The following is a 13,183-nucleotide window of genomic DNA, read 5'->3' on the forward strand; positions in this document are numbered from 1 at the left end:
CAGCCCCTAGGATGGCCGGGCACAGTGTTCGGATGCGCGCGGAGTTGCGTTCACCGCAGGGAGACTGCCCATGAGCACCACAGAAACCTTAGGTTCGCCGTTCGACGGCCGTGTCTCCGACCGCGGAGTTCTGGACGGCCAGTCGGCCGGTCCCGTGATGCCGCGTCTGGTGCTGGGCGCACGGCTGCGCGCGCTGCGGGAGGAGAAGGAGATCTCCCGCGAGGCCGCGGGGCATGTCATCCGCGCCTCCCGGTCCAAGATAAGCCGACTGGAGGGCGGCCGGCACGGGTGCAAACTGCGTGACGTGGCCGATCTGCTCACGCACTACGGAGTCACGGACGAAGCCGAGCGCGCCACCTTGCTGGCGTTGGCCGAAGAGGCCAACACCCCCGCCTGGTGGCAGTACTACAGCGATGTGGTGCCCGCCTGGATGCAGACCTGCCTCGGGGCCGAACAGGCGGCGAGCGTCATCCGCTGCTTCGAGGTACAGCGCGTACCCGCCCTCCTGCAGACCCCCGCCTACGCGCGCGCCTCCATCCGGCTAGGCCACCCGGGCGCCGGCGCGCGGGAGATCGAGCGGCGCGTCACGCTGCGCATGGAGCGCCGACGGGTTCTGCGCCGGAAGCCGCCCGCCCGACTGTGGGCCGTGATCGACGAGGCGGCGCTCCGGCGCCCGGTGGGCGGCATCGACACGATGCGCGCCCAGCTCAGGCATCTCATCGAGCTCTGCCGGCTCCCTCAGGTCACCGTCCAGATCATCCCGTTCCTCGCCGGCGGTTACGCGGCCGAGGGCGGTCCGGTCACCATCCTGCGCCTGCCCGGCGGTCAACTGCCCGACGTGGTCTGTCTCGAACAGCTGGCCACCGCCCTCTATCCCGACAAGCCGGCCGAGATCGAACGGTACTGGGATGTCATGAACCGCCTGGTGCTCGAAGCCGAGTCACCGGACGAGACGCCCACGATCCTGCACCGCATCCTCCAGGAGACCTGACCCCCGACGGACGGCCTCAGCGTTTGAGGGCGACACCGCCGTACTGGTGCACCTCGGCGGGCAGGCCCAGGGCCTCGGTGTCGGGGCGCCAGCGCGAGCACGACGCCACACCCGGTTCGAGCAGTTCCAGACCGTCGAAGAAGCCCTCGATCTGCTCGGGGCCGCGCAGGATGTACGGGATCGAGCCGCCCTCGTTGTACTGCTGGATGGCCTCGACGTACGCCTGGCTGGTGTCGGTGCTGTCGTACTGCACGAGGTAGCTGCCGGGCGGCAGCGCGTCCACCAGCTGCCGCACGATGGAGCGTGCCTCGTCGTAGTCCTCGATGTGGCCCAGGATGCCCATCAGCATGAGAGCGACCGGCTGGTCGAAGTCGAGCGTCTTGGCGGCTTCCCGCACGATCGTCCCCGGATCGCGCAGATCGGCGTCGACGTAGTTGGTGACACCTTCCGGTGTACTGGTGAGCAGCGCGCGGGCGTGTGCCAGTACCAGCTGGTCGTTGTCGACGTAGACGATCCGGCTCTCGGGGGCCACCCGCTGAGCGATCTGGTGGGTGTTGTCCACGTTGGGCAGTCCGGTGCCGATGTCCAGGAACTGCCGGACGCCCTCCTCGGCGGCCAGATGACGGACGGCGCGGGCGAGGAAGTACCGGGCGGCACGCGCTCCGGTCTCGATACCGGGGAAGAGGGCGCGGAACGCGTCGCCGGCCACCCGGTCGACTTCGTAGTTGTCCTTCCCGCCCAGCCAGTAGTTCCAGATCCGGGCCGACTGCGGCACGGAGGTATCGATCTTGGAGAACGCCTCCCGCTCGGAGTTCTCTGCCTCGTCAGTCATGGACGCTCCTGTGCGTGCGTATGCGTGGGTGGTGTGAGGACCACGGAACCGTCGAACGCCGGTCGTGGGCGCCCACGTTATTCCTCACGCCTCGGCGCATGTGCAACACCGGCCCCAACACACCCTGTTCGGCCACTCGTTGGCTCGATTGCCGTCCTGCCCCAGCGGCTTCGGCCGCCCGCGAAGCCGCGCTCCGGTGAGGCGACGGCACCGAATCCACGGGAAGTCGAGCACTCGGGGTCCGAGCCGGGCCGGTGTCAGGTGTTCAGGGCCGCGAGCACCATGGACCTGGCCTCCTCCTGGATCTGTTGCAGGTGCTCCGGACCGGAGAAGGACTCCGCGTAGATCTTGTAGACGTCCTCGGTGCCCGAAGGGCGGGCCGCGAACCAGGCGTTGGCGGTGGAGACCTTGACCCCGCCGAGGGCGGCGCCGTTGCCGGGTGCCTCGGTGAGGACCGAGGTGACCGGCTCGCCCGCGAGGGTGTCGGCGGTGACCTGGCGGGGGGACAGCTTCGCGAGCAGCGCCTTCTCCTCGCGGGAGGCCGGGGCGTCGATGCGCGCGTAGGCGGGGGCACCGAAGCGCTCGGTGAGCCGCGCGTAGTGCTGGGAGGGCGTCTCGCCGGTGACGGCCGTGATCTCGGAGGCGAGCAGGGCCAGGATGATGCCGTCCTTGTCGGTGGTCCACACCGAGCCGTCGCGGCGCAGGAAGGACGCGCCGGCCGATTCCTCGCCGCCGAAGCCGAGCGTCCCGTCGGACAGGCCGTCCACGAACCACTTGAATCCGACCGGGACTTCGACCAGTTTCCGGCCGACGTCCGCCGCGACCCGGTCGATCATCCCGGACGATACGAGGGTCTTGCCGATCCCGGCCGCGGCGGGCCACTGCTCGCGGTGCGAGAAGAGATAGGAGATCGCCACGGCCAGGTAGTGGTTGGGGTTGAGCAGGCCGCCGTCCGGGGTGACGATGCCGTGCCGGTCGGCGTCGGCGTCGTTGCCGGTGGCGATGTCGAACCGGTCGCGCTGCTCGATGAGCGAGGCCATGGCGTACGGCGAGGAGCAGTCCATACGGATCTTGCCGTCCCAGTCCAGCGTCATGAAACGCCAGGTGGGGTCGGCGAGCGGGTTGACCACCGTCAGGTCGAGCCGGTGCTGCTCGGCGATCCGGCCCCAGTAGGCGACCGAGGCGCCGCCCAGCGGATCGGCGCCGATGCGCACGCCGGCCGCCCGGATCGCGTCCAGGTCCAGCACGTTCGGCAGGTCGGCGACGTAGGTGCCCAGGAAGTCGTGGCGGCCGGTGCCGGGTGCGGTCAGGGCACGGGCGTAGGGGATGCGGCGTACGTCCTTCATGCCCGCGGTGATGATGTCGTTGGCGCGGTCCTGGATCCAGGAGGTCGCATCGGAGCCGGCCGGGCCGCCGTTCGGGGGGTTGTACTTGAAGCCGCCGTCGGCCGGCGGGTTGTGCGAGGGGGTGACCACCACCCCGTCGGCGAGGCCCGAGGTGCGGCCGCGGTTGTGGGTGAGGATGGCGTGCGAGACCGCGGGGGTGGGTGTGTAGCCGTCGCCCTGGTCGATGAGGACGCTCACGTCGTTGGCGGCGAACACCTCCAGTGCCGTGACCCGCGCCGGCTCGGACAGGGCATGGGTGTCGGCGCCCAGGAAGAGGGGGCCGTCGGTGCCCTGCGCGGTGCGGTACTCGCAGATGGCCTGGCTGGTGGCCGCGATGTGGTCCTCGTTGAACGCCGTCGTGAGGGACGAGCCGCGGTGCCCCGAGGTGCCGAAGGCCACCCGTTGCCCGGGGTCGGCCGGGTCGGGGTGCAGCGCGTAGTACGCCGTGACCAGACGTGCCACATCGACGAGATCCCCGGGTCCCGCGACCTGCCCTGCTCGCGCGTCCTGCATGTCCCGCTCCTTAAGCCTCAAGCAAGGTCGACCATCGAGTCCGTTGCGTGCCGACCCATTCTCCCCTGCCCGGCCTTCCGGGACGCACACCGCGCGACGCGATGTCGGCGCCCTCCGTACCCGGCCGGCGAGGGCCCGGGACCCCGCAGGGCGCCCGGACCCTCGCCCCGACTACTCGACGTCCTTGATGACGGCGGTGAGGGTGTCCTCGTTCATGGTGTCGGGAACGTCGACACCGGAAGGAAGCGCGTAGGCCTGGCCGCGGACGGCCCCGCCGGGGAACTCACCGGTGTGGATGTTGAAGTACCAGTTCTCGGGGTTGGCCTTGATGCCCCCCAGCAAGTCCTTGTCGTCGACGGTGACCGTGCCGAAGACGAACTTCCTGCCGTCCGCGAGCTTCTCCGTGAAGAAGGGGATCTTCACATCGCCGTTGACACCCTTGACGCCCTTGTGGAGATGGCCCAGGGTCGGCGTCCCGATCCCGGTGAAGGTGAACGCGTAGGAGACCTGGTCGCCCTGGATCCGCATCAGGGCGAGCGCGTGCCCGTCCTTGTCCCCCACCGCGGGACCGCCCTCGACCGGGACCTCGTCGGCACCGGTGAGGACCGAACCGAAGAACGCCGCGTCCGCCGCGTTCTTCTCCCACCGACCGACGCCCCGCGCACCGGCGTGCTCCGTACCGGATGACGCGTGCCCGCCGGCGGCCGGGCGGCCGGCCTCGGCGCCGGTCACGGTGTCCTCCCCGTTGCAGGCGGTCAGCAGAAGCGCACCCGCGACAGCGGATACGGCGATCATTCCAAAGCGCTTGCTCTTCATGGCAGTCATGCCCTTCCCCGTGCTGCGACCGCGGTTGTTTCGCGGCCCGTCACCCACCACACGGACTGCCCTCACGGCACCCCTCACCCCATGACAGCCCTGAGACACTCCTGAGACGGCCTCCGGTCACTCGCGACGCGACCTTGACACCGCAAGGGCGGTCCCGCTCACCCCAGGAAGCTCAGCCGCACCGTGCGGTCGGGGTTGTCCTTGTTGGTGTCGACGAGGCACACCGACTGCCACGTCCCCAGTTCCAGCCGCCCGTTGATCACCGGCAGGGTGGCGTGCGGGGGCACGATCGCCGGTACGACGTGGTCCCTGCCATGACCGGGGCGCCCATGGCGGTGCTGCCAGCGGTCGTCGGCGGGAAGCAGGGTGTGGAGAGCGGCGATCAGGTCCTCGTCGCTGCCGGCGCCCGTCTCCAGGACGGCGACGCCCGCTGTCGCGTGGGGAACGAAGACATTGAGCAGGCCGTCACGGCCGCCCGCCGCTTCCCGGAGGAAGGTCTCGCACGCACGGGTGAGGTCGACGACCGCTTCGCTGGAGCCGGAGGTGATGTTCAGGACACGGGTGGTGAAGGCATCGGACATGAACCAATCCTGACCCACGCAGGGAGCTCCACACCCGTGACGGCTCCGGGACAGCCGTGCTGTCGGTTGTGCTACCGGTTGTGCCGGCGGTTCTGGACACCTGGTTCCGGTCCGCTTCCCTCTCCGCGCCACGGCACCTGCCCGCGCGCCCTGGACGCACGGGCCCGGGTCCAGGCACACCGGCACACCGGCTCGTCGGCGAGCTGGGGCAGCGCCGGGGCTGCGCCGTACTGCTGGAGCGTCCGGGCACCGAACCGGCCGCCTGGACCGGCCCGCCCGGGAAGATCCGCGCCTCCCGCACAGTTGGTAGAAGCGTGAACAACACGGGAGCGCGGGTACGGGAAGTCGATGTGGTCGTGGGGGGGGGGGGGGGGGGGCGCCGGGGGCGGGCCCCCCCCCCCCCCCCCGCCCCCCCCGCCCGCCGGGGGGGGGGGGGGGGGGGGGGCCGCCGCGGGGGCGGGGGGCGCCCCCCACCACCTGCGGCGCACCGGCTTCGAGCCGGAGCGGGACTTCGTGGTCCTGGACCACGCGCCGCGGCCGGGCGGCGCCTGGCAGTTCCGGTGGCCGTCACTGACGTACGGCAAGGTGCACGGCATGCACGCGCTGCCCGGCATGGAGCTGACGGACGCGGACCCCGACCGGCCGTCCTCCGAGGTCGTCGCCGAGTACTTCGCCGCCTATGAGCACGCCTTCGACCTGCGCGTACGGCGGCCGGTCGACGTAAAGGCCGTACGCGAGGGCGACGCGGGCCGACTGCGCGTCGAGACGTCGGACGGTACGTGGGCGACGCGGGCGCTGATCAACGCGACCGGCACCTGGGACCGGCCGTTCTGGCCGAGCTATCCCGGTCAGGAGACCTTCCGGGGGCGGCAACTGCACACCGCCCGGTACGCCGGCCCGCAGGACTTCGCCGGGCAGCGCGTCGTCGTCGTGGGCGGGGGCGCGTCCGGTACGCAGCATCTGCTGGAGATCGCCCCGTACGCGGCCGGGACCACCTGGGTGACGCGACGGCCGCCGGTGTTCCGGGAGGGGCCGTTCAGTGAGGACGTGGGCCGGGAGGCGGTCGCCCTCGTGGAGGAGCGGGTCCGTCAGGGGCTGCCACCGAAGAGTGTCGTGTCGGTGACCGGTCTGCCGCTCAACGACGCGATCCGTCAGGGCCTCGCGGACGGGGTCCTGGACCGGCTGCCGATGTTCGACCGGATCACTCCGGACGGCGTGGAGTGGGACGACGGGCGTCACGTGGCCGCGGACGTCATCCTGTGGGCGACCGGCTTCCGCGCGGCTGTCGACCATCTGGCCCCGCTGCGGCTGCGCGAGCCCGGCGGAGGCATCCGCATCGAAGGGACCCGGGTGGCCGCCGATCCACGGATCCATCTGGTCGGGTACGGGCCGTCGGCGAGCACCATCGGCGCCAACCGTGCCGGGCGGGCGGCGGTACGGGACATCAGGCGGCTGCTGTCGGACGCTCCGCGGGTCACCCCGCTCGCCACGGTGGACCCTGCCGTTCCGGTCGTGTCCGTCGCGCCGGTCGCCTCGGTCGCCGTGGAGGCCGGTGGCTGACGTACGATTTCCCGCGCCCCCGGAGGGGCGCGGCGGGCCCCGAGAGCACCTACCACGCCGTCATCGCGGCCCGGCTCAGCCCGACGACGCCGAGGCGCCCTTGCCGGCGCGGTTGAACTCGGCGACGTTCCTCTTGTGCTCCTCGTAGTCGGCCGTGAAGCGCGTGTCGCCCCGCTTGACCGTGACGAAGTACAGCCAGTCGCCCTGCGTCGGTGCGACCGCGGCACGCATGGCCTCCTCACCGGGATTCGCGATCGGCGTCGGCGGCAGCCCCATCCGCGCGTACGTGTTGTACGGGCTTTCGAGCTGTGTGTCGTTCCGGCTGGTCCGCAGGGTGCTGCGGTTGAGCGCGTAGTTGATGGTGGAGTCCATCTGCAGCGGCATGCCCCGGTCGAGCCGGTTGTAGATCACCCGGGCCACCTTGCCCATGTCCGCCTTGGTGGCCGCCTCCGCCTGCACGATGCTCGCGACGGTGACGGTCTGGTAGACGTTCATCGCGTTGCGCTCGGCCCCGGCCGTGATGGTGCCGCCACCGAACTTCTTGTTCGCCGTGTCGACCATGTACGAGAGCAGGGAGGCGGGGGTCGACTTCTTGTCGATGGGATAGGTCGCCGGGAAAAGGTAGCCCTCGGGGTTGCCGCTCGCGTCGTTCGGCAGTTTGAGGCGGGCCTTGTCCAGGGACTTCTTGCTGGAGCCCGCGGGCAGGGCGAGGGCCTTGTCCATGGCCGCGTAGACCTGGCCGGTTCGCCAGCCCTCCGGGATCACCAGGGCCCGGGGCTCCTTCTTGTCGTCCGTGCTCAGCAGCGGCACCGCCACGGCGGTGGCCGCCACGACGGCACCGGTCGCGATGAGGGCGGTCCGGCCCCGGCGCGTCAGTCGGATCGTTCTCCGTGGCGGAGTGGGCGGAGTGTAGTTCTGCATGCGGGCACGTTAACCCGCATATCGTCCTAAACTCGACATATCTTCATCTTGTTGGCTCCAGTTGGGCGTCCCTGCGGACCAGGGCGGCGTAACGCCCGTCTCGTGCCAACAGCTCCTCGTGCGTGCCCCGTTCGGCCGTGTGCCCACGGTCGAGGACCACGATCTGGTCGGCGCCCCTAATGGTGGACAGCCGGTGCGCGATGGTGATGGTCGTCCGGTTGGCCGACAGCGCGTCGATGGCCTCCTGGACGGCTCGCTCGGTGCGGGTGTCCAGGGCGCTGGTCGCTTCGTCGAGGATCAGGACCGGCGGGTCCCGGAGGATGGTGCGGGCGATGGCGAGGCGCTGCTTCTCACCGCCGGAGAACCGGTGTCCGCGCTCCCCCACCACCGTGTCGTACCCGTCGGGCAGGGCCGTGATGTGGTCGTCGATCTGCGCGGCCTTCGCGGCGGCGCGCAGTTCGTCGTCGGTGGCGTCCGGCTTGGCGAACCGCAGGTTGTCGGCGACCGTGGCGTGGAAGAGGTACGTCTCCTGGGAGACGACGCCGATCGCGCGCGCGAGGGTGTCGAAGTCGAGGTCGCGCACATCCACCCCGTCGAGGGTGACACGGCCGCCCGTGACGTCGTACAGACGCGGGACGAGGTGGCTGAGCGTGGATTTCCCGGCGCCGGTCCGGCCGACGACGGCGAGGCTGCTGCCGGCGGGCACGGTGACGTCGATGCCGTCGAGGATCGGGCCGCTCTTGTCGTCGTACCGGAATTCGACGCCCTCGAAGCGCACTTCGCCCTTGACCCGGTCCAGGTGGACCGGACGCTCGGGCTCGGTGATGTCGATGGGCAGGTCGAGGTACTCGAAGATGCGCTGGAACAGGGCGAGCGAGGCCTGGATCTGGACGCCGGTGGACAGCAGGCTGACGGCCGGGCGGAACAGGCCCTGCTGGAGTGAGACGAACGCCACCAGGGTGCCGATGGAGACCGAGGGGCCGCCGAGCTGCAGGGCCATTCCCGCGGCCCAGTAGATGACGGCCGGCATGGCGGACATGACGATGCCGATGACGGCCATCCGCCAGCGTCCGGCCATGTTCGACCGGACCTCCAGGTCGACGAGGCTCTCGGACTCCTCCGCGAAGGAGCGGGTGAGGGATTCGGAGCGGCCCATCGTGCGGCCGAGCACGATGCCGCTCACGGAGAGCGACTCGGTGACGGTGGCGGCCATGACCGCCATCTGCTTCTGGCGCTGGGTGGTGATCTTCTTGCGTTCGTTGCCGACGCGACGGCTGATCCACACGAACACCGGCAGCAGGAGCAGCGAGACGACGGTCAGCCGCCAGTCGAGGGCGACCATCGCGACGATCGTGGCGACGACGCTGGTGAGGTTGGAGACCAGGGAGGTGGCGGTCGAGGTGACCGTCGCCTGCATCCCGCCGATGTCGTTCGCGATGCGCGACTGGACCTCGCCGGTACGCGTCCTGGTGAAGAAGGCGAGCGACATGCGCTGCAGCCGGTCGTAGACGGCCGTGCGCAGGTCGTGCATGACGCGCTGGCCGACCGTGGTGGAGATCAGGGTCTGCAGGACACCGAAGACACCGCCCAGCACGGCGCTGAGGATCATGCCCAGCGCGAGCAGGCCCAGCAGGCCGGTGCGGCCCTGCGGGATCGCGGTGTCCAGGATCTCCTTGAGCAGGAAGGGCGTGGCGACCGAGACCAGGGACGCGGCGCCGACCAGCAGGCCGACGACGGCCAGCCGGCCGCGATAAGGACGGAAGAGTGCGAGGATGCGGCGCACCTGCCGGGGCTGTCCTGCCTCGACAAGTGGCGGCGTCCAGTCGATGTCGTCGCGGGGCATGGGCTCCTACGGGATGTGAGAGGACTGAGGACGGTTCGAAGACTGCCGGAGCATAGCTCATTGTTACCTATACTCACAATGAACATAGTCCTGATATTGTTCCCGCCATGGACACCCCCGACGCCGACGGCCTGCTCGCCGAGCAGCTGCTGCGGTTGACCCGCCGTGTGCACCGCATCCAGAAGCGCCGTCTTCAGTCGCGGGGGCTCGGCATCACCCCGGCCCAGTCCCGGCTGCTGCGCACCCTCGCCCACTACGGCTCGCCGCCGCGCATGGCCGATCTGGCCGAACGGCTTGAGGTGGTGCCGCGGGCCGTGACCACCCTGGTCGACGGCCTGGAGGCGAGCGGCAAGGTACGACGCGTGCCGGACCCCACCAACCGGCGGGTCATCCGCATCGAGCTGACGGAGGACGGGGGGCGGGTGCTGCGGGAGCTGCACGGCGCACGCCGGGAGGCCGCGGAGGACATCCTGGCGCCCCTCACGGGCCAACAGCGCGCGGTGCTGGGCGGACTGCTGGACACGCTGGTCGACGGTACCTCCGCCCCTCCCGACGGGGTCGAGCCGGCCGACGGTACCTCCGCCCCGCCCCACGGGGTCGACATCGTCCGGGGACCGGGGCGCGCCTGCTGAGAGCCCGTCGCCCCGCGTGTCCCCCACTGCTAGCCACTGCGAGCCACTGCGAGCCACTGCGAGAAGGCGTCCTGACGACGTCGGTCCGGACGTGCACGGAAGTCCAAAGGTCCGGTGCCGGAAGTCCAACCACCTGGCCACTTCCGCCCCTTGTCCCCCGGTCCGCCTCCTAGGAGGGTGACAGCGCGGCGAACCCGCGCCCCCACCGAGGAGGTCCGATGCACGACGAGAACGCGACACCGGAACCCGACGAGAAGGACCCCGAAAGCCACTCCCGACGCTCGGTCCTGCGCACCGCGGGCGTCACGGGTACGGGCCTGGGGCTGGGGCTGGGGCTCGGTGCGTTCGCGGGTGGCGGCGGCACGGCGCACGCCGCCGGATCCGCCGCGCCGGCGGAAGCCACCGCGGACAGCGAACCGGCCGCACCCGCCGCGCAGGGCAGAACCATGATCGGCGTGCCGTTCGAGCGGCGCGGGACCGCGCGGGTCGGGATCATCGGGCTCGGCAACCGCGGCGGCGGCATGATCGACCTGTTCCTCGCCCTCGACGGCGTCCGGGTCGTCGCACTGTGCGATCCGGTCAAGGACAAGACCGCGAGAGCCGCGGCCAAGGTGGTGGCCGCGGGACAGCCCGCCCCGGCGACGTACACGAAGGGCGAGCACGACTTCGTCGCTCTCTGCGCACGCGGTGACCTCGACTTCGTGTACGTGGCGACGCCCTGGGACCTGCATTTCGAGATGGCGCGCACGGCGATGCTGAGCGGCAAGCACGTCGGTGTGGAGTGTCCGATCGCGATGCGGCTCGACGAGCTCTGGGAACTGGTCGACCTCTCCGAACGCACCCGCAGACACTGCATGCAGCTGGAGAACTGCTGCTACGGCCGCAACGAGATGCGGGTCCTGCGCATGGCGCACGCGGGGAAGTTCGGCCGGCTGCTGCACGGCGCCGGGGCCTACAACCACGATCTGCGCGGCCTGATGTTCGACCCGGACTACTACGAAGGTCCCTGGCGGCGGCTGTGGCACACCCGGCTGCGCGGCGACCTCTACCCGAATCACGGTTTCGGCCCCGTCGCCAACTACATGGACGTCAACCGCGGTGACCGCGTCACCCACATCTCCAGCTTCGGCACACCCTCGCTGGGCCTCGCCGAGTACCGCGCGGAACACATGCCGCCGGGCGACCCGAGCTGGAAGGAGACGTACATCGAGAGCGACCGGACCATCAGCCTCGTACAGACCGCCAAGGGGCGGGTGATCCGGCTCGAACACGATGTGTCGACGCCACACCCGTACTCGCGCATCAACAGCCTCGGCGGCACGAAGGGGGTCTTCGAGGACTATCCGGAGCGGATCTATATAGAGCCCGACCACACAGACGACGTCTGGGGCGACTTCTCGGCGTACGCGGAGTGGGACCACTGGCTGTGGAAGGAGCACTCCGACCCGCCCGGCGGACACGGCGGGATGGACTACATCATGCTGTTCCGTCTGATGCAGTCCATCCGGCTCGGGCTCGTACCGGACTTCGATGTCTACGACGCCGCCACCTGGACCGCTCCAGTGCCGCTGAGTCACGCCTCGATCAAGGCGCACGGGGCACCGCAGGCGATCCCGGACTTCACCCGCGGTCTGTGGAGGAAGGAGCGGCCGGGCATCGACTCGCCGGAGCCGCAGGACGACTGACGGCAGGACGGGCAGCCGCAGGACGGTCAGCGGCAGGACGGTCAGCGGTAGGACGGGTGCGGCCTGTGCGGCTGGTGAGCACGCCCTGCACGGTCGTCAGGCGTCGGTCGTCGCACCCGTCCGAGCCGTACAGCCGGTAGCGCTCGCTCGTGGCGGCAACGGCGTGCCGCTGGTCGCGCGGCACGTTCGCGGTGCAGGTCGCGTCGCCCGTGTAGTCGTCGTCGAGCCGGGACCACGCGGTGCGCCGGCCACCGCGGGCCTCCACGACGGACGCCCGGTCGCCCGGCCGCTCAGCCGCCCAGGGAGAGCACGGTCCGCAGCCGTTCACCGGCACCGAGCGTCGTGGTGCGGTCCGTGCGGTCCGTGCGGTCCGTGCGGTCCGTGCGGGTCGTCACGGCGGGCCCGCGCCCGTCCACGGTGACCTTCTCGTCGTCGGTCCAGGTCCCAGGAGCTACGCCGACTGAGGTCCGCCGCCCGACTCGATGGACGGACCGGTGCTCGCCCTCCGGTAGCAGGACGCGGACGGTACGGAGCGGTACTTCACCGACTGCCGAACTGAGGCCAGCGGTGCTGAGGCCGGTGGTGAGGGGCCGGTGGTGAGGGGCCGGTGGTGGTGGGCCGGCGGTGAGGGCCGGTGGTGAGGGGCAGTCAGGCCTTGAGGTCCGCCTTGTCGCCCATCACCACGACCGGGTGCCGGTCCGGGTCGAGGGTGCGCAGCAAGTATTTCATGCCCGACTCGGACAGGCTCACGCAGGCCGACGTGCCGCTGCCGTGGTCCATGTGCAGCCAGATGCTGCCGCCCTTGGACTGGCCCTGGGGGCGGGTCGGGTCGTTCGGCGAGGTGCCCTTGACGCGGTTGTAGTCGATGGCGATGACGTAGTCGAAGTCGTTCCAGTGCGACTTGGCCCAGTAATGCGGGGCCTGGAAGCCTGAGGACTGCGTGTACGGGAGCTTGGCGCCGGGGTCGGCGAGGACACCGCCCGAGTCGCTGAGTGTGAACACCCCTACGGGGCTGCGCTTGTCGCCCTCGTTGTGATCGGTCGTCCAGCCTTTCTTGCCGTTGTGCCCTTCCCAGCTGCGGGTCTTTTCCCAGGTGGAGCCGGACTTGGTGTAGAGGACGATCGTGGAGTCCGCCGAGTCCTTGCCCTGTCCGTAGACCGCGACGACCTGCCGGGAGTTCGCGGGGATCTGCTTCTGCAGCTTGTTCCCCACGTCGGGGATGCGCTTGAGGTCGACCGTGCGCGCCTGCTCGGGCCGGGACCCTTCGCCCGCTTGCCCGTTGCTCTTCTTCCCGCTTCCGCCGTCCGAACCGCCGCAGGCCGCCAGTGGCATGACCAGGGCGCCCAGGACCGCGGCCACGGCCGTCGTGCGCATCCCTCCGCGTATGTGCATACCGTCCATCGTCGCACCACGAG

Annotated in this window: 11 protein-coding genes and 1 pseudogene; 4 read left to right on the plus strand and 8 right to left on the minus strand. The window is 70.6% G+C overall.

Features of this window, described 5'->3' with window-relative positions:
- The first annotated feature begins 70 nt into the window (after positions 1 to 70).
- Positions 71 to 991, plus strand: coding sequence for a helix-turn-helix domain-containing protein (locus tag ACIOKD_RS30490; protein ID WP_402090372.1), 921 nt, complete (start codon positions 71 to 73; stop codon positions 989 to 991).
- Between the two features lie 16 nt (positions 992 to 1,007).
- Here ACIOKD_RS30490 and ACIOKD_RS30495 read toward each other — a convergent pair whose 3' ends face one another.
- From ACIOKD_RS30495 to ACIOKD_RS30510, 4 genes are all read right to left on the minus strand, one after another.
- A complete protein-coding gene (locus tag ACIOKD_RS30495; RefSeq protein WP_402090374.1) occupies positions 1,008 to 1,823 on the minus strand; it encodes an SAM-dependent methyltransferase in 816 nt (271 codons plus the stop codon).
- A gap of 257 nt (positions 1,824 to 2,080) precedes the next feature.
- Positions 2,081 to 3,721, minus strand: a complete 1,641-nt coding sequence (gene pgm, locus ACIOKD_RS30500; RefSeq protein WP_402090376.1) for a phosphoglucomutase (alpha-D-glucose-1,6-bisphosphate-dependent) — start codon at positions 3,719 to 3,721, stop codon at positions 2,081 to 2,083.
- 171 nt (positions 3,722 to 3,892) lie between these two features.
- Complete coding sequence (locus tag ACIOKD_RS30505; RefSeq protein WP_402090378.1) at positions 3,893 to 4,546, minus strand: CHRD domain-containing protein; 654 nt, start codon at positions 4,544 to 4,546, stop codon at positions 3,893 to 3,895.
- 158 nt (positions 4,547 to 4,704) lie between these two features.
- A complete protein-coding gene (locus ACIOKD_RS30510; protein WP_402090380.1) occupies positions 4,705 to 5,127 on the minus strand; it encodes a secondary thiamine-phosphate synthase enzyme YjbQ in 423 nt (140 codons plus the stop codon).
- Between the two features lie 477 nt (positions 5,128 to 5,604).
- Here ACIOKD_RS30510 and ACIOKD_RS30515 point away from each other — a divergent pair, with 477 nt between their 5' ends.
- Complete coding sequence (locus tag ACIOKD_RS30515) at positions 5,605 to 6,687, plus strand: NAD(P)-binding domain-containing protein (RefSeq protein WP_402090555.1); 1,083 nt, start codon at positions 5,605 to 5,607, stop codon at positions 6,685 to 6,687.
- Positions 6,688 to 6,762: 75 nt separating this feature from the next.
- On the opposite strand, the gene mltG is transcribed toward ACIOKD_RS30515, so the two are convergent.
- Positions 6,763 to 7,608, minus strand: a complete 846-nt coding sequence (gene mltG / locus ACIOKD_RS30520; protein WP_402090382.1) for an endolytic transglycosylase MltG — start codon at positions 7,606 to 7,608, stop codon at positions 6,763 to 6,765.
- A gap of 43 nt (positions 7,609 to 7,651) precedes the next feature.
- Positions 7,652 to 9,451, minus strand: coding sequence for an ABC transporter ATP-binding protein (locus tag ACIOKD_RS30525; RefSeq protein WP_402090384.1), 1,800 nt, complete (start codon positions 9,449 to 9,451; stop codon positions 7,652 to 7,654).
- Positions 9,452 to 9,558: 107 nt separating this feature from the next.
- Here ACIOKD_RS30525 and ACIOKD_RS30530 point away from each other — a divergent pair, with 107 nt between their 5' ends.
- Both ACIOKD_RS30530 and ACIOKD_RS30535 read left to right on the plus strand, forming a co-directional pair.
- A complete protein-coding gene (locus ACIOKD_RS30530) occupies positions 9,559 to 10,083 on the plus strand; it encodes a MarR family winged helix-turn-helix transcriptional regulator (protein WP_402090385.1) in 525 nt (174 codons plus the stop codon).
- A gap of 218 nt (positions 10,084 to 10,301) precedes the next feature.
- Positions 10,302 to 11,768, plus strand: a complete 1,467-nt coding sequence (locus tag ACIOKD_RS30535) for a Gfo/Idh/MocA family protein (RefSeq protein WP_402090387.1) — start codon at positions 10,302 to 10,304, stop codon at positions 11,766 to 11,768.
- 73 nt (positions 11,769 to 11,841) lie between these two features.
- Here ACIOKD_RS30535 and ACIOKD_RS30540 read toward each other — a convergent pair.
- Positions 11,842 to 12,376 (minus strand): annotated as a pseudogene (locus ACIOKD_RS30540) (peptide-N4-asparagine amidase); the annotation flags it as partial.
- 40 nt (positions 12,377 to 12,416) lie between these two features.
- Positions 12,417 to 13,160: a hypothetical protein gene (locus tag ACIOKD_RS30545; RefSeq protein ID WP_402090389.1), complete on the minus strand. Its 744-nt coding sequence runs from the start codon at positions 13,158 to 13,160 to the stop codon at positions 12,417 to 12,419.
- Between the last annotated feature and the right edge of the window lie 23 nt (positions 13,161 to 13,183).

Origin of the sequence: Streptomyces sp. NPDC087844, assembly GCF_044742785.1 — a bacterium.
GTDB lineage: Bacteria > Actinomycetota > Actinomycetes > Streptomycetales > Streptomycetaceae > Streptomyces.

Bases quoted from the DNA above. Each gene is read 5' to 3' on its own strand.
- ACIOKD_RS30525 (WP_402090384.1), bottom strand. From the start codon at position 9,451: ATGCCCCGCGACGACATCGACTGGACGCCGCCACTTGTCGAGGCAGGA.
- pgm (WP_402090376.1), bottom strand. From the start codon at position 3,721: ATGCAGGACGCGCGAGCAGGGCAGGTCGCGGGACCCGGGGATCTCGTC.
- ACIOKD_RS30495 (WP_402090374.1), bottom strand. From the start codon at position 1,823: ATGACTGACGAGGCAGAGAACTCCGAGCGGGAGGCGTTCTCCAAGATC.
- mltG (WP_402090382.1), bottom strand. From the start codon at position 7,608: ATGCAGAACTACACTCCGCCCACTCCGCCACGGAGAACGATCCGACTG.
- ACIOKD_RS30535 (WP_402090387.1), top strand. From the start codon at position 10,302: ATGCACGACGAGAACGCGACACCGGAACCCGACGAGAAGGACCCCGAA.
- ACIOKD_RS30510 (WP_402090380.1), bottom strand. From the start codon at position 5,127: ATGTCCGATGCCTTCACCACCCGTGTCCTGAACATCACCTCCGGCTCC.
- ACIOKD_RS30505 (WP_402090378.1), bottom strand. From the start codon at position 4,546: ATGACTGCCATGAAGAGCAAGCGCTTTGGAATGATCGCCGTATCCGCT.
- ACIOKD_RS30530 (WP_402090385.1), top strand. From the start codon at position 9,559: ATGGACACCCCCGACGCCGACGGCCTGCTCGCCGAGCAGCTGCTGCGG.
- ACIOKD_RS30545 (WP_402090389.1), bottom strand. From the start codon at position 13,160: ATGCACATACGCGGAGGGATGCGCACGACGGCCGTGGCCGCGGTCCTG.
- ACIOKD_RS30490 (WP_402090372.1), top strand. From the start codon at position 71: ATGAGCACCACAGAAACCTTAGGTTCGCCGTTCGACGGCCGTGTCTCC.